We start from the raw sequence: 21,538 nt of genomic DNA on the forward strand, positions 1-21,538 counted from the left end.
ATACAATTGAATAATTGACAATGATCCGGTGACCGCGCGAACTGGGCATATGGAACACAAAGCCCCCCTTATAACCCCCGTTCTAGTCGCGGGATGTCTGATCATCATGACCGGTTTCGCGATCCGCGCGTCATTTGGGGTATTCCAAATCCCGATTGCTTCGGAATTCGGATGGCTTCGTTCGGATTTCAGTCTTGCCATTGCGATTCAGAATTTGGCTTGGGGCATTGGGCAACCGATCTTTGGCGCTATCGCAGAGAAAATTGGCGACCGTAAAGCGATCATCATGGGTGCGCTGTTCTATGCCGCTGGGCTACTTTTGTCTGCGGGTGCCACAACGCCCGAGGCACATCAATTCTATGAAATTCTTGTCGGATTTGGGATCGCGGGTACCGGCTTTGGTGTGATCCTTGCCGTTGTGGGCCGGGCAGCATCGGCCGAGAACCGATCAATGGCGCTGGCCATTGCGACTGCGGCAGGATCAGCTGGACAGGTCATCGGTGCGCCATTAGCGGAATACCTGCTGGGTTTCATGACGTGGCAATCTACCTTCGTGGCATTCGCAGGCATGATCATGGCAACGCTGTTGGTTCTGCCAATGATGCGCAGCCCGGCCCAAGCGACCAAGGCCGAGCTCGAAGAAAGCATGGGCACCATCCTGATCCGCGCTTTCAAAGATCCGTCTTACACGCTCATCTTCCTTGGGTTCTTTTCCTGCGGGTATCAGCTTGCGTTTGTGACCGCCCACTTCCCTGCGCTTGTCACCGAAATGTGCGGGCCGTTGGATCAGGGCGGGCTTCTTGCCAGTATGGGCATCACAACGACCAGCAGGCTTGGCGCTGTTGCGATTTCGCTTATCGGGCTTGCAAACATTGGCGGGACACTACTGGCTGGCTGGGCAGGCAATCATTATTCAAAGAAATACCTGCTCGCCGGAATTTATGCTGGCCGGACCATCATTGCGGCCGCGTTCATCATCTTCCCAATTACCCCGCTTAGCGTAATCCTGTTCTCAGTCGGTATGGGGAGCCTCTGGCTCGCCACTGTACCGCTCACGTCAGGCCTGGTCGCGCATCTATATGGGTTGCGCTACATGGGCACGCTTTATGGAATTGTCTTCTTTTCGCACCAGCTTGGGTCATTCATGGGCGTTTGGCTGGGTGGCAAGCTGTACGACATCTACGGTACCTATTCCCATGTTTGGTGGGTCGGCGTCGGCATCGGGGCGTTCAGCGCAATCGTTCATCTGCCGATCAAAGAAAACAGGCCAGCCGCTGCGATGCCAGCCTGATCTTTAGGAACGTAACGCTTTGCCGATGGCCTGCATTAATTGTGAACAATGGGTATAGGGCATCGCGTGGCCAGCATCTGGTACAACCTCTTGCAGGACATCACGGTGCCATTGCGCCATAACGCCCAGCGCACGGATAGGAATGACGTGGTCTTTCTCGGCCCAGATTGCGATTGTCGGTACATCCAACCGAGCAAGGCGACGATGATCGGCTTCTTGAACTTCTGACAAGATACCACGACGGCTGGACAAGACCGCGGGCAAATAGCCACGGCGCTTTAGTTCTTGGCGCTGCGCGGCATAAACCGTGCTTGCCATTTGGCTGTTACCCGAACGTGGGATCGCCTTGCGCGCACGACGTCGCGCGAACATCCCATGCGCCCAATCGCCAATGAGCGGGAACCGACGGCAAAACCGTGAAAACTTGCTTTCTTCGGTCATCACGCCTGCGGTAGCGACAAGGATAACACGTTTAATATAGTGCGGGTTCTCTGACGCGAACGCCGTCGCAATTGACCCACCCATCGAATAGCCAACAAGGGTAATATCCTCAGTCAGCCCTTGATGCTCGAGCATATCGGTCAGCTGTTGCAAGAAAAATGCGCGGTTCTGCCGGCCGGATACGGCATCCGACAATCCACGCCCATAAAGATCATAGACCAAAACCCGATAGCCCATCTCGCCCAGCCCTCGTGCCAGACCTTCGACAGCGACCGACGACGTTGATATCCCATGAACCACAACAGCAACCGGCCCACGCACGGGCCCAACCCAGCGGTAGTGCGTGATGCCTTGGCTCAACTGGGCCAAATCACCCGTCGTTTCGCCGCGTTCTTTTTCACTGACTGGCTTGCGTCGCAATTCCAGAATGATGGGCAGAGCCGCCACAAAAACAAACAGCCCCAAGTAAACTAGATACGACATTACTTTCCGTCCCGTTCTTTGGCTAGGTCGCGCCCCGCGCTAGCCATGCCGCCAGTATGTAGCGGCTCGTCATCAAATCAAGGTGCGCACCACCGCCGTTTTTAAAGAGTGTAATTTCGGCATCATCGGTGCGTACAAATTGGTCTAGCCCATAATAATCCGCCACGATACGGTCTTGGGTAATTGCCCCCGTTTTGAGCGGAATTTTGATCTCTCCGATGTGATCGACCGTAGTGTCAAAGCTATCGACAAATATGCGCGACCGCTGCAACGCGGCGTCATCAACTTCGCGCATATCGGGACGATACGCACCGATAAGGTCAATGTGCTGACCGGGTCGTAGCCATTCACCTTTGATCAACGGCTCGGTCGACATCGTAGCCGAGGTCACAATATCTGCGCGGTTTACGGCCTCGGCAAGGTCTTCTGCGATATAGACATCGGGAAATGCTTCTTTGAAGCGATCAGCGCCTTCAGGCGATCTATTCCACACGGTAAACTGCGCATCAGGAAAAGCCGCAGCATAGGCTTCGCGCAGCCCATGCCCGACTGTCCCGGCACCAACGATCAGAATATTTTTACTGTCAGGTCGCGCCAACCGACGCGCGGCAAGCAGGCTATCGCCCGCCGTTTTCCATTTGGTGACAAGATGGAAATCGACAATTGCTTCAAGCGATCCATCCTCGTCAGAAAACAAGTTCACGGCACCGCCGACCATCGGCTTGCCGACAGAACGGTTCCCTGGAAACACTGTCGCGCATTTCACGGCGAGGCCCATCCCCGGAATCCACGCGGATCGATTCAAAAGCGTGTTGTCGCCCTCGTACAAAAACACATCCGCGAGATCAGCCTTTTTCAGTTTGTGGCCATCGGCCAAGGCATCCGTCAATGCGAGCCAATCAAGCTGAGCCTCCCCCTCAGCAAAAGGGATCATCACAGTCATTGTGCGGCTTCTGGTGTTAGCAACCCTTCAGCCACCAGCCGATCAGCCCAGCCTTGTGGGTGGGTGAACAAATGGGTTTGCCAACCTCGTTCCGCAGCAGTCGCGATGTTATCCGCCCGATCATCGGCAAACAGCAACCCGGCAGGCGCTATGCCGCAGTCCTCCTCGACCATTTCGTAAATACGTTGCCCCGGCTTCACTTCTTTCATGTGCCCCGAAATATAACGCCGGTCGAACTCTTTTAGGAATGGATAGACAGGCTCTGCGATTTCAAACGTCTGAATACCAAAGTTAGAAAGCGCAAATACTGGCACGCCGGCCACGCGTAATGCACGCAACAAACGTACAGAATGCTCAATGGTCGGGGTCGCCATGTCGGACCAATTATCATGCCACATGCGGACTTCGTCACGCCATTCGGGGTTTTCTTCGGCAGCGGCATAAATCGTGTCGCGGAAATGATGGCCACGATCGACCAGATCATTGATCCCGTGCAGATCAATATCGGCAAACATAGCCTTGCGACGATCAGCGCCAATAACACGGTCGTAAAACCGCTCTGGCTGCCATTCGATTAGCACGTTTCCAATGTCAAAAATAACAGCCTGAATATCTGCCATGTTGGCCCCTCATTTTCCAATTAGGGCCACCTTAGCAGTCGCTTACAGGGTGTAAACGGTAGACTTCGCTAGCGTGCTGCCTGCCGTACCATCCGTTCAAGAGAGTCTAAGAAACGTGCGCGGTCTGTCTTGCTAAAGGGCTTACCACCGCCTTGACGAAACGGGTCGGCTGCGCGCATGTCTGCCATAAGATCACGGGTTGCAAGCACGTTGCCAATGTTGGCTTGGGTCAGTGGTTCGCCGTTATGCTTTAGCACCAGTGCACCGTTTTCGATGCACCGTGCAGCAAGAGGAATGTCACCCGTGATCACCACATCGCCTTTGGTCGCACGGTCAGCAATCCACATGTCCGCCACATCGGGGCCATCAGGGACCACAACGGTTTCGACGAATGGATTAGCCGAAGGCCGGATGCCGCCGTTAGAAACGACGAACATCTTTAGCTTATGGCGGGTACCGACGCGTTCTACTTCGGCTTTGACCGGGCAGGCGTCGGCATCAACGTATATCATGCGTAGAGCGCCTCGGCGTGAAAGTTGACGTGATCTTCCATGAAGGTCGAGATGAAGAAATACGAGTGATCATATCCCTTTTGTAGCCGGATAGTGCCCTCTTGGCGTTTTGCGGCCATCGCTTGCGCGAGCGCCTCGGTTCCAAGTAGGTCACCAAACTGATCGTCTGTTCCTGTGTCAATCAAGATTGGGCCATCAAACCCGCCGCCCTGCATCAGGACACTGGCGTCATGTGGTCCCCATTTGGATTCATCCGCACCCCAATAGGCCGTGAATTGCTTGCGACCCCAGTCGCTTTTCAGTGGATTGCAAATCGGCGCAAAGGCAGAGACAGACCGGAAACGGCCGGGCAGCGCCATCGCAAACGTCAGCGCACCGTGACCGCCCATAGAATGACCGCAAATCGACTGACGCTCCATATCAAGCGGGAAGTTTTCGCCGACCAGCGCAGGCAGCTCATCCGCGATATAGCTCCACATTTTGTAGTGCTTGCTCCAAGGCTCCTCGGTCGCGTCGATGTAGAACCCAGCGCCCTGCCCCAAATCGTAGGCTTCGTCGTCGGCGACATCTTCGCCACGCGGTGACGTATCAGGAAAAATGATCGCAATCCCTCGTTCGGCGGCCCATGCCTGCGCGCCCGCTTTGGTCATCGCGTTTTCATGGGTGCAGGTCAGCCCCGACAGGAACCACAAAACGGGAACCGGGCCAAAAGCGGCCTCTTCGGGAAGAAAAACCGCGAAGGTCATATCGCAGTTACAGGTTTCAGAAGCGTGGGAATAAACCCCTTGAGTGCCGCCGTAGCAGCGATTTTCAGAAATGGTTTTCATTGCTAGCCCCTTTCGTTTGGTAAAGGGCTAGCGCACCATGACTATCTTGTCACCCGGCTTGCTTATTCAAAGCTGCCTTTCACGCGGGCTAGCAGCATAAAGGCACGTGCCGTCCGGGTTTCAGCCAACGCAAGCAAATCATCATCGCTGGCGTTGATTTCAAAGGCCGCAACCGTCTGATCAAAGCGACGCAGGAAATGTGACATAGAATCACGAAAGATCGTGTCTTCGGTCATGCGTTTGGCAGTTGGTACCAGATGCGCAGGATCATTCACGCCACCCAGCCCAGCGATACCCTCACCACGTTCACCTTTGGCAAATCGGCGCCACAGTTCAGCTGGTGCCGGATCTGCATGCAGGTCATCCATATAGATGCCGTCCTGCGAAAGCAGGGTCAGCACATCTTGGCTGGATTGTACGATCTGACGGGCATCAGGGTCTCGTAAGGCACGGCGCAGCGCAGCAAACCCTTCGACGTCATCTTCGTTGTCGGGAAAGTTCAGCGCGCGCACCAAATCAATATGCGACAATTGCTGGATAGGTGGGGATGGCTCTGCCGGTGGATCAGCAACTGGTGCTGCTGTCTGGGCCCGCAACTCTGGTGGCTGGCGGCGCGCTGCCGCAGCGGGTGACGCTGCCGCCGGACGCTGCGGTGCAGGCTGTGACGCGCGGGTTTGGCGCATCGCATCAAGCGCGGCCTGCATTCGAAACGATTCATCACGTGACGCACGATGTGACCGCGCAGCAAAAGCAACGACGGCAATCATCATCACAGGCATGAAGATCGCGACCAGCAACATCACAAAACGCAGACTGTCAAAGCCTGCGTCGGTGAATACTCCCGGCGGCAAGATCAAGAAAAACAGGCTGACAACAACAAGCCAGCCGACCGCAAGCCCCAAAGCGGTGCGGTCAAAACGGGTTAGCCCATCGCCACCCGTTGTCGATCCGTTGATTGATCGATGCGCCATAACACGGCACCTTTTTACTTATAAATGATACTTAGGATTTCATAACTACGCACACCACCTGGTGTCCGCACTTCGACACTGTCACCTTCGTCTTTACCAATCAAGGCACGTGACAACGGTGACTGCATATTCAACTTACCACTTTCGATGTCGGCTTCATACTCGCCAACAATCTGATAGGTCTTTTCTTCGTCGGTTTCTTCATCGACCAGCTCAACTGTCGCACCAAATTTCACCGTGCCCTTTAGCTTGGCCACGTCGATCACGTCAGCCAGTGAAATTACGCCTTCCAGCTCTTTCACGCGGCCTTCGATAAAGGACTGCTTTTCTTTCGCAGAATGATATTCCGCGTTCTCGGACAGGTCGCCATGCTCGCGAGCTTCGGCGATGGCGCGAATAATTGCGGGGCGCTCAACTGTTTTCAAATGCTTAAGTTCGGCATCTAATTTGTCAAAGCCTGCGCGTGTGAGTGGAATCTTATCCATATTGCATCCGCTCCCGGGGGTAAAAAGTGTCAATCGAACGTTCATAGCCTAAGTGGGGTAATCAAAGTCAAGGCCCATGCCGCGATCACGTGTCGCGGCATCTGGTTTTGACGTTGTGTCTTGATTGCCCCACAATCTCGCTTCAGGTAACCCTTGCTGCAACCGATTAAAAGGGGGCAGCAGTCCCAATAAGTGAAGGATTTGTCGATGGCCGAGATTGAACGCGAAGCGATGGAATATGACGTAGTAATCGTTGGCGCAGGGCCTGCCGGCCTATCAGCGGCGATCCGCCTGAAGCAAATCGATGCTGATCTGAACGTCGTTGTGCTGGAAAAAGGGTCCGAAGTTGGCGCACATATCCTGTCTGGTGCGGTGCTTGACCCATGTGGTCTGGACAAACTGATCCCTGATTGGAAAGAAAAAGGCGCGCCCCTGAACGTGCCGGTCGAGAAAGACAATTTCTACATGCTTGGCGAAGCAGGACAGCTGCGCGTGCCGAATTTCGCCATGCCACCGCTGATGAACAACCATGGCAACTACATCGTGTCGATGGGGAACGTCTGCCGTTGGATGGCCGAACAAGCCGAAGAACTGGGCGTCGAAATCTTCCCTGGGATGGCATGTTCCGAACTCGTTTACGGTGACAACGGCGAAGTCAAAGGCGTCGTAGCAGGCGAATTCGGCAAAAGCGCAGACGGCACACCCGGCCCATCCTATGAACCCGGCATGGAACTGCACGGCAAATACGTGTTCCTGTCCGAGGGCGTGCGCGGATCACTATCAAAAGAAGTCATCGAGAAATTCGCGCTGGGTGCGGGCCACGACGTTCAGAAATACGGCGTTGGCATGAAAGAAATCTGGGAAATCGACCCAGCTAAGCACAAAGAAGGCACTGTAACCCACACCATGGGCTGGCCTTTGGGCGGAAACGCGGGCGGCGGATCCTTCATCTATCACCTTGAAAACAATCAAGTGTACGTCGGCTTTGTTGTCCACCTGAACTACAAGAACCCGCATCTGTTCCCTTACATGGAATTCCAGCGCTTTAAGCATCACCCAATGGTCGCCGACCTGCTTAAGGGCGGAAAACGCATCGCTTACGGTGCCCGTGCAATTACCGAAGGCGGCTATCAGTCGATGCCAAAGCTGACATTCCCCGGCGGCGCGCTACTGGGTTGTTCTGCGGGTATGGTCAACGTCCCACGGATCAAAGGCAACCATAACGCAATGCTATCAGGCATCGCGGCTGCCGAAGCAGCGGTTGAAGCATTCAAAGAAGGCCGTCAAAGCGACGAACTCACCGATTACGAAACCACCGTACGCGATGGCGAAATCGGCGATGACCTGAAAAAAGTCCGGAATGTTAAACCGCTTTGGTCAAAATACGGTCTACTCGCTTCGCTTGCGATTGGCGGCATGGACATGTGGACCAACACATTCGGGTTCTCACTGCTTGGCACGCTCAAGCACGGCAAATCCGACGCGGATGCCACCGAAGAGGCCAGCAAGCACAAGGTTATCGACTATCCCAAACCTGATGGCACGCTGTCATTTGACCGGCTTACAAACGTGGCATTCAGCTTTACCAACCACGAGGAAAGCCAACCTGCCCACCTGCACCTCAAGGACCCGTCGGTGCCGGTTAACATCAACCTGCCCAAATACGCTGGCCCCGCCGCACGTTACTGCCCGGCTGGCGTCTATGAGTACGTAGAGGAAGAAGGCAAAGACACCCGCTTTGTCATTAACTTCCAAAACTGCGTCCACTGCAAAACCTGTGATATCAAGGACCCAAGCCAGAACATCAACTGGACAGTCCCACAAGGCGGCGACGGACCGAACTATCCGAATATGTAAAATAAAAAGGGCCCCGCTTGGGGCCCTTTTATGGTTTCATGACACAATCAAACTGCGGATACTGCAACGCAAAATATGGAAAATTATCCAGCATACTCTCGAAAACAGTGGATAAGAGCCGTGAACCTAGCAGCACTTATCGGGTGGGCCTGTATTGCGATACCCTTGGCCATACTAAGCAACATATTTGTTCTCGTTTATGCAGCAATATTTGGTCTTCCGGTTTCATTTCTTTGCTGTTGGGTCATTGGCGCTCCCATTCTAAAATACCTTATGCGCGATGAAATAACTTGGGGCAAAGCGGCATCTTGGGGTGGGGGAATTGCGTTACTCATATCTCTGTTAGGTACTGTAGCCCGCCTCTATATGAACTTGCGGGAAACGCTTATCCCCGGGCTTACTCTCTTCGTCGATGCCAACACATACGCTAGACAGAATGATGGATCTTTATCCGCATATGATTGGCTAACACTTGCAACGCCAACATTAATATTTGTGACAATTGGTGTTCTGGTTGCTTCGTTAGTATGGGCGTTTATTGGTGAACCTGACACTGGGACTGACGACACCTAAACAACATTACCTGCCGAATAGGTTACGACTTTTGTCAAACCATATCGCCTTTTGCGACCGGGAGACTGCAACATCTTCATGCCGCAGTCCCGTAAGGTAGATCTTGATCCACCCTTATTTACCGTTCAGCACTTCGGAACCTGACCTCCAAAATCAGCGCGACGAGAAAGAGCGGAGCGGCAAGAAACACATAAGCAAAAATAGCAAATGCGTTGAAGCTCGACACGATTTCGGCAAAGGTTTAATGAGGATCGAGATAACTTTGAGGCTAGCGTCTCTTAGTTCATCCTCATGATGTGCCACGTTAGACCAAACCAATCTAGCGTGGCACCCGTAGGGTGGATCTTGATCCACCCTTATTGAAGTACATACCCCGACGGCCATGTAAGCGTATAATCCAATGTGATTTCTTGCTTTTCACCGGCTGGTACTGACAAGTCCCATTCAAGTATACCACGACGCCCTTCGGGGTTCGTGCGCGTCACAGTCGGGCTGGCAGTGACCTCGACCTCTAGGTCGTCTTGTTCGGAATATGGCACCGCATCACGCAGCAGCACGTTCCAGTCTTGGCCAGTCAGGTTTTCGACCGTAATCACCGCCTCTTCTTCCAGCTGATTGCTGCTGGAAAACACGCCGCGCTCGCCCTCAGATTTGCTTGGTGTCATCCGATTCAGCACGATGCCATCTAACGGACCAAATCCCATTTGGGTTTCAGAACCCGCAGCGACCAGCGGCAGTTCTGCAAAGCCGATCATTGTCCCGTCAGCGAACATCAACGCAGTACCGGGCAGCAGAATTTCCTGTGTGTCATTGGTGAATTCCGCGACGCGGTAGGCGATGCTATCGCGGCTTGGGGCGGCTTCGGCCCAGACGTCAGCCTCCAGCGCCAAGGTATCCAATGGCAAACGCAGATCATCTACGCCGTTTCGGATGCTCACACGGCCCGGATAGGTATAGGTCACGGCGGCGCCACTAAAGTCTGCAGAAGCCTGTACGCTTGGCGCAGGCATCATCGGCGCTGCAAATGATTCCATTGCGACCGGAGCATCCATAAGGACTCCATCCGCCATGGTGCGCATTGTCTTTTCGCGCTGAAGGTCTTCCTCTGAAACGATCCGGCGCAGTGGTGCCCAAACGCCGCTTGGCGCAATTTGTTCGCCCGGGCGCGCAGTTGATAGGATCAGCTTTACGTCCATCCAATCTTGGCCAGTATGCTGCGCCACCACGACTGACCGATCCAGATCAAGCGTTGGGGTGTCCCCGGTCGTCAGCCGCATATCGTAAACAGGAGACCAATTCGCAAACCCTTCTTGGGTACTGACGTCGATGGTCACCTCGCCCGCCTCTTCCAAAACGACAGAGAAGGTTAACACTGAGCCGTCTTGCTCTGGCGCCATTAACGCTTCAAGCGCACGCTGTGCGTCACGTAATGCTTCGACGTCATCTTCGCGGGCGCGCTCAGACGCCTGTGCTTCTTGCTCTGCCTCAAAGGCAGCCCTGCGCACAGCAAGCGTTTCAGAGCCGACCATGTGGGCAAGTGCCTGAATGTCAGCGATACTGCTGGTCGTTAGGGTTTCGCCAGCGCTGGCCTGTGACAGGCTTTGCAGGAATGCAATTTGTTCTTCCGCGGCCATGACACGCAGCCGAATTTCAGCGATCTCAACGTCACGTTGGCGAAGCACTTCCTCGAGCCGTTCCACCTCATCCTTTGCAGCCTGAATTTCTGGCGAAGTCTGATCGGGGGTCACGGGCAAGCGATCACGCGCAAGGCTAACCGCCCCGATCCGAACACCTTGTGGCGCAGCAAGGCGTAGCCCTTCGGTCGCCAACCCTTCGGGCAAACCAGGCACCGTGATTTCATGCTGGCCCGCAGGTAAATCCAGCGTCACCTGACGTGTCACCGTTGCAAGCCCCGGATAGATTGTGACGGTATCAACATTGGCCTCGCCGATGAATGTATCGGCAAAAGCAGGGGCGCATAGCGCAATAAAGCTCGTGGTTAGAAATGGGCGAAACATATGAGTTCTCCTACAAATTTCGCTAGATAGTTGTACACTATATGACGCGCGTCACGGGGCAATCCTTGGAACGCATTCAAAAAATTCTAGAATTTTTTCTGCCGTCAATTGACCAGCCTTACAAAGCCCACCACACATAGCCGAACCATTCACGACAGGACTGACATGCAAGACCAGATCACATTGGATCGGCGTGCCAATTTAATTGGTAGCCTATGGATGATCGCTGCGATGGCGTGCTTTGCAATCGAAGACGTCTTTGTCAAAGCGGCCTCTGTGACTCTACCGGTTGGGCAACTGTTGATGTTGTTTGGTGCTGGAGGCGCAATTGTATTTGTCGCGGCTGCCGTTGTGACCAAAACTCCATTGCTTAGTGCTGATGTTGTTTCAGGCCCTATGCGTGTCAGGGTCCTGTTCGAGGTTTTGGGCCGACTATTCTATGCACTCGCCATCGCGCTGACTCCGCTTTCTTCTGCAACTGTCATCTTGCAAGCGACCCCCATTGTTGTCGTCGCAAGTGCTGCACTCGTGTTTGGAGAAAAGGTCGGCCCGCGCCGCTGGATCGCAATTATCATCGGACTGATTGGCGTGCTTATCATTATCCAACCCGGCAGCGATAGCTTCTCTGCCCTCTCGATATTGGCCGTGCTTGGAATGCTAGGTTTTGCGGGTCGCGATCTGGCAAGCCGTGCAGCGCCCAAAACGCTAGGGACCGCTGCGCTTGGGTTCTATGGATTTCTGGCTGTCGTCATCGCAGGTGCGATCTATTCTGCTTACGAGGCCGTGCCTTTCACCGCCATCAGCGCACAGGCCGCGCTACATCTTAGCGGTGCGTCGGTAATAGGCGCCGCAGCCTATGCCGGTTTGATGAAGGCCATGCGTACGGGCGAAGTGTCCGCAGTAACACCATTCCGCTATTCCCGGCTATTGTTCGGGGTCGCCTGTGGTGTGTTCATCTTTGGAGAAACCGTTAGCACGAATATGTTGTTAGGTAGCGCGCTTATCGTTGCGTCCGGCCTGATCATCCTTTGGCGTAGTAGGCCCGCGGCAGTCCCAACTCAGCGCCGCTGAAAGTGCGATTTTAACGCAAGACACACACCAGCCAAGATGATCATAACAATGCCGATCATTGATATGCCATCCGGCAGGTCGCCGAACACCAACCACCCCAGCAAAGCCGCCCAAACCAAATGTAGATAATTCACAGGCGCGATCAGTGACGCTGGCGCGTGGCGGTAAGCGACGGCGAATAGGAAATGGCCCGACGTCGCAAATACCCCAAGCAAAACCATCGCCGCAAAATCAGGCAAACTGGGCAATGGACCGCTAAGCGTGGGAAGCGCCGAAAGCGTAAAGAAAACCGCGCCGACCAAAGTCACGTGAAAGATCAGCGCGACGCTTGTTTCTGTCCGCGACAACACGCGCGTTAGCAAATGATAGGCGGTCGCACATGCTGCGTTTAACAGCGCCCATAGCACTCCCATTGGATCAAGCCCGGCACCAGGTCGCATAATCAACAGCACGCCGCAGAAACCAAGGATCGCAAAGAACCAGCCTGCGGGTGTTACTTTTTCACCCAATAGCGGAACAGCAATCGCCATTACTGCGAATGGGGACACATACATAATAGCGATGGTTTCACCGACGGGCATCAACCTGAGCGCCAGCCCCATCGTCAAAGAGGCTAACGCCAACGTGCACCCCCGCAGCAGCACCAAACCAGTGCGTTCTGTTTTCCAAAGTCTGGATCGCATGCGCGGCCAGACAAAGACTGTAAGCAACACAAGGCTCGCGAGATACCGCACAGCGACAATCATCGGGATCGGATAATGGGCTGTCAGCCCTTTGGTCAGCACATCCCCGACAGCAAAAAAGAATACCGCGAGTGCGACCAGCAGCACCCCGAACAAAGGGCGCGTATCGGGCTCGGCGATTGTCGCACTTGCTACCATGATCCGCTATCCTGTCGATTAGACGCAAAAAAGGGCGCCGAAGACGCCCTTTCGTTATCGATACTAAAACGGGTCGTTACCCTTTTTTTAAGCACTCACGTCCAAGCAGTTCGGCGATCTGTACCGCGTTCAGTGCCGCGCCTTTGCGCAGGTTGTCTGATACGCACCACAGGTTCAGGCCGTTGTCGATTGTGCTGTCCTGACGGATACGGCTGATGAATGTCGCGAAATCGCCAACGCATTCAACTGGGGTGACATAACCGCCATCTTCGCGCTTATCGATCACCATAACGCCGGGTGCTTCGCGCAGGATCTCGCGGGCTTCGTCTTCGTCTAGGTGGTCTTCGAATTCGATGTTGATCGCTTCAGAGTGACCCACGAAAACGGGTACACGCACACAGGTCGCTGTCACCTTGATCTTCTTGTCGACGATCTTTTTGGTTTCCGCGACCATCTTCCATTCTTCTTTGGTCGATCCGTCTTCCATGAAGACGTCGATGTGCGGAATAACGTTGAACGCAATCTGCTTTGTGAACTGTTTTGCAGGCTTGTCGTCGGTTGGGTTGTATATCGACTTGGTCTGATCCCAAAGCTCGTCAATCCCACCCTTACCAGCGCCTGAAACAGACTGATAAGTACTGACAACAACGCGTTTGATCGTTGCACGGTCATGCAGCGGCTTTAGCGCGACAACCATTTGAGCAGTCGAACAGTTGGGGTTCGCGATGATGTTTTTCTTGGAATACCCGTGAATCGCGTCTGCGTTCACTTCTGGCACGATCAGCGGCACGTCAGCATCGTAGCGATAAAGCGAAGAGTTATCGATCACGACGCAACCGGCTGCGGCGGCCTTTGGAGCGTAGACTTTTGTCGCCTCGGAACCGACGGCAAACAGGGCCATATCCCAGCCTTTAAAATCAAACGTGTCTAGGTCCAGCGTTTTCAGGGTCTTGTCGCCAAAGCTTACTTCGGTGCCCAGCGATTTGCGGCTGGCCAGCACGGCGAGTTCTTCGATTGGAAATTCCCGCTCATCAAGGATGTTCAGCATTTCGCGACCAACGTTACCGGTGGCCCCTACGACGACGATTCTATAGCCCATTTGGCTGGCTCCTTCGTTATATCAAAGGCCTATTAACGTGCAACGAACCCAAGGGAAAGGGGCATGCAGTTAACGTCACCGTCTACCGTACGGCAAAACGTGAATTGAGGCGTTCTGCCTAGCAAAAATCGACGGAATTGAACCTATGTCCATAGTTCAACCTGATACAGATTTGACAATACCCTACCCTTTTTCGTCAGCTTCGATGCCTTTGAATATATTGCGATTATGAAATGCAACTGTTCTTTTAGCTGGAGAGCAACCTCACCTATGGCGGTTCACGCAAACCCAACTCGCTTTATGCGTGTAGTCACTTGAGGCAGTAATGGTCCAACATTCACTTACATTTGTCGCGCTTGCTGACACGTCAGCCACCTACACATGGACGGGTGCCGCAGACCTGAATCAACCTTCGGCCTATGACAGTCTTGCCAATGTCACGTTCACAAACCCGGACACGATCATCATTAACGACGGTGACGCCACTCTTGGCGATGAGCCGAGCGGGCTGCAGACTGTAGTAGAGCCTGCTGGAACACTCCGGGCTGGATCTATCGTTGAAGCAAAGTTCCGGTTCGACTTCACCACCGCGTCCGGTGAAACATACCGCGTCGTCGTCCTGACAGAGGTCGATGCCGCCGGGGACACCATTGGACTTTCTGGGTTTGTTTTCGAAGGGGAAATACCACCGCTTGATGAAACACTGCAGCTAACGTCCTCAGCAAAAATCGATAACGCGATAACCGACTTTTCTATCCTCACACCTGCCCCAACACCGCCAGCTTGCTTCACTGACGGTACATTGATCCGTACAATTACGGGTGACCGTCCAGTTGAAACACTCGTGCCTGGTGATCTAGTCGAAACGCGCGAACATGGGTTTCAGCCAATCAAGGCCATTTCTAGAACTGACTTGGAATTCAAGGGCGTTATGAACCAAGAGAGGTTCAAGCCCATTTCCATTACTGCCCACTCACTGGGGAATGGTTTGCCAGAACGCGACCTATGTATTTCGCCACAACACCGCGTACTGATGCGCGACGAAACAGATCAGTCAGAGCTATTAGTCGCCGCTAAATCGCTTGTCACTAAACCCGGCATTCGCGTGATGAAAGGCAAGCGATCAGTCAGCTACATCCACATCGTTTTGGAACAGCACGAAATCCTTATTTCAAATGGCACCGCAACTGAAAGCTTCTTCGCGGGACCTGTCGCGTTCTTGAGCGTGAGCAAAGAGTGCCAGCGCGAACTGATCCATCTTTTTCCTAAACTTCTATCTGGGTCGCCAGAGCCCGTCATGACCCCGGCCAGACCTTTCGCAAAGGTGCAAGACGTGAAGAAAGTGCTTCATAATCTCGTTGTCCCAGCACCCGCATCAGCCCCAGCGCGTATTCCGTCCACTACCGATCGGGTTCTTGCCCACGCCTAAACTGGTAGAGCCGTCGTCTGTCGAACTGTACGCAATGCAAATGATGACTGCATTTGCGCCACGCCCGGCAGCCGTGCAAGGTAACGTCTGTGGATACGCGCAAAGTCTTCAGTGTCATTGGCGACGACTTTCAGCAAATAGTCCGCTGACCCTGCCATCAAATGACATTCAAGAACATCAGGCACCAACGCAACCGCGCGCTCAAATGAATCCAGCACTTCGTCGGCCTGCGCACTTAGCGTGATCTCCACGAAAACGATCGTTGGCAACCCAACCTTGCGCGGGTTCAAAAGCGCCACATAATCCCGAATGAAGCCTTCTTTTTCCAGCCGCTGCACCCGGCGATGACATGCAGACGGCGATAGATTTGCAACCTCAGAAAGTTCAGCATTGGACATCCGCCCTTTCTTTTGCAGCACCTGCAAGATTCGACGATCTATACTGTCCAGTTCCATTTGACGCACAATCCTTCGCTACCTTGCCCATATGACGCACAAAGCTACCGCAGTTACCGCAAACAGCCAATACGAATACCCAAGAAATTGCACTACAATGCGTAAAAGCTTTCTCTCATCAGGAGGAGACTGAGATGCACATTGGCTGCCCAAAAGAAATCAAACCCCAAGAGTTCCGCGTAGGCATTACCCCTATTGCCGCCCAAGAGGCCGTCGCGCATGGCCATTCGGTTACAATCGAAACCGGAGCGGGAACCGGGGCGGGATTTTCGGATCAAGACTACATCGCGGCCGGTGCGACCATCGCTGATACCGCCGCTGAAATCTTTGCCAGCGCCGAGATGATCGTCAAAGTAAAAGAACCTCAGTCAGCGGAGCGCAAGATGCTGCGTGAGGGTCAAATCTTGTTCACATACCTCCACCTTGCTGCCGACCGCGCACAAACCGAAGACCTGCTGGATTCCGGCGCGACCTGCATCGCGTATGAGACCGTCACAGACGACCGCGGCGGGCTGCCATTGCTTGCACCCATGTCAGAGGTTGCAGGCAGGTTGGCCCCTCAGGTCGGCGCATGGACGCTGCAGAAGGCAAACGGCGGACGCGGGGTGTTGATGGGCGGGGTACCCGGCGTCGGACCAGCGAAGGTTGTCGTTATCGGTGGCGGTGTTGTGGGCACACAAGCCGCCAAGGTCGCCGCTGGCATGGGTGCCGACGTCACTGTGCTCGATCGCTCGCTGCCTCGGCTTCGGTATCTGGACGATGTTTTTGGTGGTCAGTTCAAGACAAGCTATGCCAGTGCCGGAAACACCATGGAACTATCCCAGCAGGCCGATCTAATCATTGGTGCGGTTTTGATCCCGGGTGCCGCTGCGCCCAAACTCATCAGCCGTGCACAGCTGGCGGAACTCAAACCCGGTGCTGCGCTTGTCGACGTCGCAATTGATCAGGGCGGTTGCTTTGAAACCTCGCGCGCAACAACGCACGAAGACCCGATCTATGACGTAGATGGAATCATGCATTATTGCGTCGCAAATATGCCGGGCGCTGTCGCCCGCACCTCGACAATCGCGCTTGGCAACGCAACCATGCCGTTCATGATCGCACTTGCTAACAAAGGATGGCGCAAGGCCTGTGAAGAGGATGATCATCTGCTTCGCGGTCTAAACGTTCACGCGGGTAAGCTGACCTATGCAGCGGTCGGCAAAGCGCTAGAAATCGACGTTCTATCGCCTGTTTTGGCGTTAAAAGTCTAACAACCAAAAAGGCCCGCCGGAAAACCGACGGGCCTTTGCAATTAGCGAGTCGCTAATATTACTTCTTCAGAGCAGCCAAGATATCTGCCAGCAACTCTTCCTGAGTTGGGCCAGCTGGTGCTTCTTCTGCTGCTTCTTCTTCAGCTTTCGCCGCAGCGTCTTTGGCGCGGTTAACCATTTTGACCAGCATGAACACCACGAACGCGATGATCAGGAAGTTGATGATTGCCATGATGAAAGCACCATAAGCAAAGATCGAACCGCCTGCTTCACGTGCGGCTTCCAAAGAAGCGCCAGCAGGAATGTCACCAGACAGAACAGCGTATTTGTTAGTGAAGTCGATGCCACCAGACACGAGGCCGATGATTGGGTTGATCAGGTCACCAACAAGCGATGTTACGATCGCTGTGAAGGCTGCACCGATGATAATACCAACTGCCATGTCCATGACATTGCCTTTGGCGATAAAGTCTTTGAATTCGTTGATCATGTGTTGTCCCACTTCCTTTTTGGCGCGCTGATCCTACGCCAGCTGCGCATGTGCGCACATATTTACGCAGTTTTACGAACAAAATCATGGGTTTTATTTCGCTGCGTTCCCCCTACGTGAAAACAACGAAGCCACACAAAGGATTCAACCAATGATTGATGCTGCAAATTTTCCGATTACCGAACGCTGGCCGGCCCAAGACAAATCCGTCATTCAGCTTTATTCTTACCCGACCCCAAACGGGGTCAAAATTTCTATTGCGCTCGAAGAAATGGGCCTACCTTATGAGGCACATCTGGTGACGCTTAGCGACGACGATGTGAAAAGCCCGGCTTTCCTGTCGCTCAACCCCAACAACAAGATTCCAGCCATCGTTGATCCCAACGGCCCAGACGGCCCGATTGGGATTTTTGAGAGCGGAGCGATCCTGCTTTATCTGGCTGAAAAAACGGGGAAATTCATCGGCACGACAGCAACCGATAAGGCGCGCGTGACCCAGTGGCTGATGTTCCAAATGGGCGGCCTCGGGCCGATGCTGGGACAGATGGGTTTCTTTTATAAGTTCGCGGGTTCCCAGATCGAAGACCCCCGCCCGCGCGAACGTTATCGAGACGAGGCAATCCGCCTTCTGAACGTGCTTGAAAAACAGCTAGATGGGCAAGACTGGGTCGCTGGTGATTACTCTATCGCGGATATGGCAATCGCCCCTTGGGTCAACGCGCTCGAGTTCTATGGAACCAAGGACGAAGTCGGCTATCACGACCTGAAAAACGTGCCAGCATATGTTGAGCGGTTTTTTGCACGCCCAGCTGTTCAAAAGGCCAAAACCATTCCTGACCCGAATGGATCATCTTGATAGGGGCAGCTGTCCGCTAAGCACGTAGTGCAAGATATCAACGACCTGCGCCGGCTCTTGCACAACAGCAAGGGCCGCTGCATCCACCTCTTTCAGGGCGTGCTGGTGGTCATCGCCATGCATCACGATCAGTGACTTGCCAAGCGCGGCGGCGTATCCCGCATCAAAGGCTGCATTCCACTGTTTGTATTTGTCACCGAACCGAACGACGACAATATCAGCAGTCTCAATCGCGTGACGGGTGCGGATGGCGTTTAGCTTGGCACCTTTGTTGTCATGCCAAAACTTGTCCGGCTCTGCGCCCATGATCGCGACACCGCAATCATCAGACGCTGCGTGATCAGTCACCGGAGCAGAAAAGCTAACGTCCAGATCACCAGCCGCTGCCGTGATCTGATCACGCCAGTCAGTGTGGATTTCACCTGACAAATATACCTTTAGCATTTCCTGCTCCTTTGCTTGCTTCACACTAAACGCCGACACGGTTTTACCCGCGCAGCGTTCCGCCTGTGGCTTTGGCTACTTTTTCGACGATCTTTGCACTGACCGCTTCGATATCCGCATCCTTTAGCGTTTTGTCTTTGGGTTGCAGGCGAACGGTTACGGCAAGGGATTTCTTGCCCTCACCCAAAGCGCCACCGATGAATTCATCGAAAACGCGCACATCAGTGATCAATCCTTTGTCCGCACCTGCAGCAGCGTTGACCAGCGTCAGCGCCTCGACATCTGCGTCGACGACAAAGGCAAAGTCACGCTCGACCGCTTGCAAGTCTGTCGCGGCAAGCGCAGGACGCGTTGCAGATTTGTTCTTCGGTGTCGGAATTTCGTCCAGCCAAACAGTAAAACCAACCGCTGGGCCTTTGATGTCCATTTCGCGCAGCACCTTTGGATGCAGTTCACCAAAGACGGCCAGAACCTTTTTCGGGCCAAGGCATACTTTACCGTGGCGACCAGGATGCCACCATTCGCGCGCACCACGTAGGATTTGCACCTTTGTAGGCGCGCCAATCGCGGCCAACACGGCCTCAACATCTGCCTTAGCGTCATAAACATCAACCGGACGGGACGTGCCATGCACATCCTTAGGGCCAGTGCGACCGATCAAAACACCAGAAACGAGGTTATGCTGTTCGCCGGGCTCACCACCGTGGAAGGCAGCGCCGACTTCGAACAATGCCATATCCATGAAACCACGCGCCTGATTGCGGGCAGCAGCACGCAGCAGACCGGGCAGCAACGCAGGTCGCATATGCGACATTTCTGAACTGATCGGGTTCTCAAGCATCGTTGCATCATCGCCACCGCCAAACAGCGTCGCTGCCTCACGGTCGATAAAGCTGTAGGTGACGCATTCGTTGTAACCAAGCGCAGCAGCAGTCCGGCGCGCGTTTTTCTGGCGGGTTTGGCCGTCTGTCAGAATTGGCTTTGGCACGCCAGCGTCCATGCGCGGCAGTGGCTTACCTTCGAGTTTGGTCAGCGACGCGATACGCGCGACCTCTTCGACCAGATCAGCCTCGCCCTGAACATCGGGCCGCCATGACGGCACATGCGCCATGTTACCTTCGAGCCTGAAACCAAGCGCAGTCAGCGTCTGACGCTGTGTGCTTTCTGGGATATCCATGCCAACCAGACTGATCACGCGCTTCGCGTCCAGCTTGTAGGCGCGTGCGGTATCAGGTACCTCGCCGGCTTGAACAACCTCGGATGCCTCACCACCAGCGTGATCCACGATCATACGCACAGCATGCTCTAACCCTTCGGGTGTGAAGGCCGGATCAACACCGCGTTCAAAACGATACCGCGCGTCTGAATTGATCTTTAGCGCACGACCCGCGTAAGCGATCTGGATCGGATCCCAATAGGCGCTTTCAACGAACACGTTCACAGTATCTTCGGTGCATCCAGTGTCAGAGCCGCCCATGATGCCAGCGATGCTTTCGACGGTTTTGTCGTCAGAAATGACCATCTGGCCAGCCTGCAGTGTGTATTCTTTGTCGTCCAGCGCAGTGATGGTTTCGCCACCCTTAGCACGATGAACACGCAGGTTACCCGCCACCTTATCCGCATCGAACACGTGCAGCGGACGGTTTAGGTCATATGTGAACCAGTTGGTCACATCGACAAGGAAACTGATCGGACGCAAACCAATGGCACGTAGCTGTTGCTGAAGCCATTCCGGGCTTGGGCCGTTATTAACGCCTTTGATCAAGCGACCATAGAAAACAGGACAGCCATCAAGCGTATCGTCATCAATAGAAACGGTCAGGTCAGATTTGAACGATGCCGCGACAGGATTAACCTCGCACGGTTTCAGCTTGCCCAGACCACGTGCGGCCAAATCGCGAGCAATACCACGAACACCTAACGCATCAGGACGGTTCGGGGTAATCGCGATTTCAATCACGGGATCGACCTTAGACGGATCATTCGCAGCAAGCCAATCAGCAAAGTTTTCGCCAACTTCGCCAGATGGTAGCTCAATGATGCCGTTATGTTCGTCAGACAGTTCCAGCTCTTTTTCAGAGGCCATCATGCCAAAGCTATCAACGCCGCGAATGTTGCCCACCTTGATGGTGATATCCAGACCGGGAATGTAGGTGCCGGGTTTCGCGAGAACGACAATAATACCTTCGCGCGCGTTTGGTGCACCACAGACGATTTGTGTCTCGCCCTCGTTTGAGATAACCTTACAAACCTTCAGCTTATCCGCGTCAGGGTGCTTTTCGGCGTGAACGACTTTGGCGATGGTAAAATCGCGCAGCTTTGCAGCCGGGTCTTCGATGCCTTCGACTTCAAGCCCAAGGTCAGTCAGCGCTTCCTCGATTTCCGCAACGGATGCATCAGTTTCAAGGTGGTGTTTCAGCCAGGAGAGGGTGAATTTCATGGGTCCGGTCCTGCGGTTTTAATTGGTTGAACAGGGCTTAGCCTAAATGTGTGGCACGGAAAAGCGATCACACAAAAAATCACTAGAAAAGGTAATCGA

At 54.1% G+C, this 21,538-nt stretch carries 20 protein-coding genes; 6 read left to right on the forward strand and 14 right to left on the reverse strand.

Annotated elements, in window-relative coordinates; all coding sequences use genetic code 11:
* Nucleotides 1–49: 49 nt before the first annotated feature.
* Nucleotides 50–1,291, forward strand: coding sequence for an MFS transporter (locus tag ACHUEV_RS12580; protein ID WP_394180377.1), 1,242 nt, complete (start codon nt 50–52; stop codon nt 1,289–1,291).
* A gap of 3 nt (nt 1,292–1,294) precedes the next feature.
* On the opposite strand, the gene ACHUEV_RS12585 is transcribed toward ACHUEV_RS12580, so the two are convergent.
* The 7 genes from ACHUEV_RS12585 to greA form a co-directional block, all read right to left on the reverse strand.
* The gene (locus ACHUEV_RS12585) at nt 1,295–2,215 is read right to left on the reverse strand and encodes an alpha/beta fold hydrolase (protein WP_394180379.1); all 921 of its coding nucleotides are present in this window, start codon (nt 2,213–2,215) and stop codon (nt 1,295–1,297) included.
* A gap of 22 nt (nt 2,216–2,237) precedes the next feature.
* Complete coding sequence (locus tag ACHUEV_RS12590; protein ID WP_394180381.1) at nt 2,238–3,158, reverse strand: ornithine cyclodeaminase family protein; 921 nt, start codon at nt 3,156–3,158, stop codon at nt 2,238–2,240.
* Entirely contained in the window at nt 3,155–3,778 is a 624-nt protein-coding gene (locus ACHUEV_RS12595) for an HAD family hydrolase (protein ID WP_394180383.1), read from the reverse strand. The genes ACHUEV_RS12590 and ACHUEV_RS12595 overlap by 4 nt, the downstream gene beginning before the upstream one ends.
* Nucleotides 3,779–3,846: 68 nt before the next feature.
* On the reverse strand, nt 3,847–4,290 hold the full coding sequence (locus ACHUEV_RS12600; protein ID WP_394180385.1) for a YaiI/YqxD family protein: 444 nt from the start codon (nt 4,288–4,290) through the stop codon (nt 3,847–3,849).
* Nucleotides 4,287–5,117 carry an S-formylglutathione hydrolase gene (gene fghA, locus ACHUEV_RS12605; protein WP_394180387.1) on the reverse strand — a complete coding sequence of 277 codons (831 nt, stop codon included), beginning with the start codon at nt 5,115–5,117 and terminating at the stop codon, nt 4,287–4,289. Before fghA ends, ACHUEV_RS12600 begins: the two co-directional genes overlap by 4 nt.
* Nucleotides 5,118–5,179: 62 nt before the next feature.
* Nucleotides 5,180–6,088 carry a hypothetical protein gene (locus ACHUEV_RS12610; protein ID WP_394180389.1) on the reverse strand — a complete coding sequence of 303 codons (909 nt, stop codon included), beginning with the start codon at nt 6,086–6,088 and terminating at the stop codon, nt 5,180–5,182.
* 14 nt (nt 6,089–6,102) lie between these two features.
* The gene (gene greA / locus ACHUEV_RS12615; protein WP_394180391.1) at nt 6,103–6,573 is read right to left on the reverse strand and encodes a transcription elongation factor GreA; all 471 of its coding nucleotides are present in this window, start codon (nt 6,571–6,573) and stop codon (nt 6,103–6,105) included.
* 207 nt (nt 6,574–6,780) lie between these two features.
* Between greA and ACHUEV_RS12620 the strand changes: the two genes are divergently transcribed.
* Entirely contained in the window at nt 6,781–8,430 is a 1,650-nt protein-coding gene (locus ACHUEV_RS12620; protein WP_394180393.1) for an electron transfer flavoprotein-ubiquinone oxidoreductase, read from the forward strand.
* 929 nt (nt 8,431–9,359) lie between these two features.
* On the opposite strand, the gene ACHUEV_RS12625 is transcribed toward ACHUEV_RS12620, so the two are convergent.
* On the reverse strand, nt 9,360–11,021 hold the full coding sequence (locus ACHUEV_RS12625; RefSeq protein WP_394180395.1) for a DUF4139 domain-containing protein: 1,662 nt from the start codon (nt 11,019–11,021) through the stop codon (nt 9,360–9,362).
* A 165-nt stretch (nt 11,022–11,186) separates the two neighbouring features.
* On the opposite strand from ACHUEV_RS12625, the gene ACHUEV_RS12630 reads away from it, so the two are divergent.
* Nucleotides 11,187–12,092 (forward strand): DMT family transporter, encoded by a 906-nt coding sequence (locus tag ACHUEV_RS12630; RefSeq protein WP_394180397.1) that lies wholly within the window; start codon nt 11,187–11,189, stop codon nt 12,090–12,092.
* On the opposite strand, the gene ACHUEV_RS12635 is transcribed toward ACHUEV_RS12630, so the two are convergent.
* Both ACHUEV_RS12635 and ACHUEV_RS12640 read right to left on the reverse strand, forming a co-directional pair.
* The gene (locus ACHUEV_RS12635) at nt 12,080–12,973 is read right to left on the reverse strand and encodes a DMT family transporter (protein ID WP_394180399.1); all 894 of its coding nucleotides are present in this window, start codon (nt 12,971–12,973) and stop codon (nt 12,080–12,082) included. The genes ACHUEV_RS12630 and ACHUEV_RS12635 overlap by 13 nt on opposite strands.
* Nucleotides 12,974–13,049: 76 nt before the next feature.
* Nucleotides 13,050–14,072 carry an aspartate-semialdehyde dehydrogenase gene (locus tag ACHUEV_RS12640; RefSeq protein ID WP_394180401.1) on the reverse strand — a complete coding sequence of 341 codons (1,023 nt, stop codon included), beginning with the start codon at nt 14,070–14,072 and terminating at the stop codon, nt 13,050–13,052.
* A gap of 325 nt (nt 14,073–14,397) precedes the next feature.
* Between ACHUEV_RS12640 and ACHUEV_RS12645 the strand changes: the two genes are divergently transcribed.
* Complete coding sequence (locus ACHUEV_RS12645) at nt 14,398–15,501, forward strand: Hint domain-containing protein (protein WP_394180403.1); 1,104 nt, start codon at nt 14,398–14,400, stop codon at nt 15,499–15,501.
* Here the strand turns inward: ACHUEV_RS12645 and ACHUEV_RS12650 are convergent.
* On the reverse strand, nt 15,498–15,956 hold the full coding sequence (locus tag ACHUEV_RS12650) for an Lrp/AsnC family transcriptional regulator (RefSeq protein WP_394180405.1): 459 nt from the start codon (nt 15,954–15,956) through the stop codon (nt 15,498–15,500). The genes ACHUEV_RS12645 and ACHUEV_RS12650 overlap by 4 nt on opposite strands.
* A 134-nt stretch (nt 15,957–16,090) precedes the next feature.
* On the opposite strand from ACHUEV_RS12650, the gene ald reads away from it, so the two are divergent.
* The gene (gene ald / locus ACHUEV_RS12655) at nt 16,091–17,209 is read left to right on the forward strand and encodes an alanine dehydrogenase (protein ID WP_394180407.1); all 1,119 of its coding nucleotides are present in this window, start codon (nt 16,091–16,093) and stop codon (nt 17,207–17,209) included.
* Nucleotides 17,210–17,267: 58 nt separating this feature from the next.
* Here the strand turns inward: ald and mscL are convergent, their stop codons facing one another.
* Entirely contained in the window at nt 17,268–17,699 is a 432-nt protein-coding gene (mscL, locus tag ACHUEV_RS12660) for a large conductance mechanosensitive channel protein MscL (RefSeq protein ID WP_394180409.1), read from the reverse strand.
* 151 nt (nt 17,700–17,850) lie between these two features.
* On the opposite strand from mscL, the gene ACHUEV_RS12665 reads away from it, so the two are divergent.
* Complete coding sequence (locus ACHUEV_RS12665; protein WP_394180411.1) at nt 17,851–18,555, forward strand: glutathione S-transferase family protein; 705 nt, start codon at nt 17,851–17,853, stop codon at nt 18,553–18,555.
* On the opposite strand, the gene ACHUEV_RS12670 is transcribed toward ACHUEV_RS12665, so the two are convergent.
* Nucleotides 18,547–18,999 carry a YtoQ family protein gene (locus tag ACHUEV_RS12670; protein WP_394180413.1) on the reverse strand — a complete coding sequence of 151 codons (453 nt, stop codon included), beginning with the start codon at nt 18,997–18,999 and terminating at the stop codon, nt 18,547–18,549. The two genes, ACHUEV_RS12665 and ACHUEV_RS12670, sit on opposite strands and share 9 nt — an antisense overlap.
* Nucleotides 19,000–19,042: 43 nt before the next feature.
* The gene (pheT, locus tag ACHUEV_RS12675) at nt 19,043–21,439 is read right to left on the reverse strand and encodes a phenylalanine--tRNA ligase subunit beta (protein ID WP_394180415.1); all 2,397 of its coding nucleotides are present in this window, start codon (nt 21,437–21,439) and stop codon (nt 19,043–19,045) included.
* Nucleotides 21,440–21,538 lie beyond the last annotated feature (99 nt).

This window comes from Yoonia maritima (assembly GCF_043641945.1).
Lineage (GTDB): Bacteria > Pseudomonadota > Alphaproteobacteria > Rhodobacterales > Rhodobacteraceae > Yoonia > Yoonia maritima_B.

Bases quoted from the DNA above. Each gene is read 5' to 3' on its own strand.
- ACHUEV_RS12620 (WP_394180393.1), top strand. From the start codon at position 6,781: ATGGCCGAGATTGAACGCGAAGCGATGGAATATGACGTAGTAATCGTT.
- ACHUEV_RS12645 (WP_394180403.1), top strand. From the start codon at position 14,398: ATGGTCCAACATTCACTTACATTTGTCGCGCTTGCTGACACGTCAGCC.
- fghA (WP_394180387.1), bottom strand. From the start codon at position 5,117: ATGAAAACCATTTCTGAAAATCGCTGCTACGGCGGCACTCAAGGGGTT.
- mscL (WP_394180409.1), bottom strand. From the start codon at position 17,699: ATGATCAACGAATTCAAAGACTTTATCGCCAAAGGCAATGTCATGGAC.
- ald (WP_394180407.1), top strand. From the start codon at position 16,091: ATGCACATTGGCTGCCCAAAAGAAATCAAACCCCAAGAGTTCCGCGTA.
- ACHUEV_RS12625 (WP_394180395.1), bottom strand. From the start codon at position 11,021: ATGTTTCGCCCATTTCTAACCACGAGCTTTATTGCGCTATGCGCCCCT.
- ACHUEV_RS12650 (WP_394180405.1), bottom strand. From the start codon at position 15,956: ATGGAACTGGACAGTATAGATCGTCGAATCTTGCAGGTGCTGCAAAAG.
- ACHUEV_RS12590 (WP_394180381.1), bottom strand. From the start codon at position 3,158: ATGACTGTGATGATCCCTTTTGCTGAGGGGGAGGCTCAGCTTGATTGG.
- ACHUEV_RS12665 (WP_394180411.1), top strand. From the start codon at position 17,851: ATGATTGATGCTGCAAATTTTCCGATTACCGAACGCTGGCCGGCCCAA.
- ACHUEV_RS12585 (WP_394180379.1), bottom strand. From the start codon at position 2,215: ATGTCGTATCTAGTTTACTTGGGGCTGTTTGTTTTTGTGGCGGCTCTG.
- ACHUEV_RS12640 (WP_394180401.1), bottom strand. From the start codon at position 14,072: ATGGGCTATAGAATCGTCGTCGTAGGGGCCACCGGTAACGTTGGTCGC.
- ACHUEV_RS12630 (WP_394180397.1), top strand. From the start codon at position 11,187: ATGCAAGACCAGATCACATTGGATCGGCGTGCCAATTTAATTGGTAGC.
- ACHUEV_RS12595 (WP_394180383.1), bottom strand. From the start codon at position 3,778: ATGGCAGATATTCAGGCTGTTATTTTTGACATTGGAAACGTGCTAATC.
- ACHUEV_RS12600 (WP_394180385.1), bottom strand. From the start codon at position 4,290: ATGATATACGTTGATGCCGACGCCTGCCCGGTCAAAGCCGAAGTAGAA.
- greA (WP_394180391.1), bottom strand. From the start codon at position 6,573: ATGGATAAGATTCCACTCACACGCGCAGGCTTTGACAAATTAGATGCC.
- ACHUEV_RS12580 (WP_394180377.1), top strand. From the start codon at position 50: ATGGAACACAAAGCCCCCCTTATAACCCCCGTTCTAGTCGCGGGATGT.
- pheT (WP_394180415.1), bottom strand. From the start codon at position 21,439: ATGAAATTCACCCTCTCCTGGCTGAAACACCACCTTGAAACTGATGCA.
- ACHUEV_RS12610 (WP_394180389.1), bottom strand. From the start codon at position 6,088: ATGGCGCATCGATCAATCAACGGATCGACAACGGGTGGCGATGGGCTA.
- ACHUEV_RS12670 (WP_394180413.1), bottom strand. From the start codon at position 18,999: ATGCTAAAGGTATATTTGTCAGGTGAAATCCACACTGACTGGCGTGAT.
- ACHUEV_RS12635 (WP_394180399.1), bottom strand. From the start codon at position 12,973: ATGGTAGCAAGTGCGACAATCGCCGAGCCCGATACGCGCCCTTTGTTC.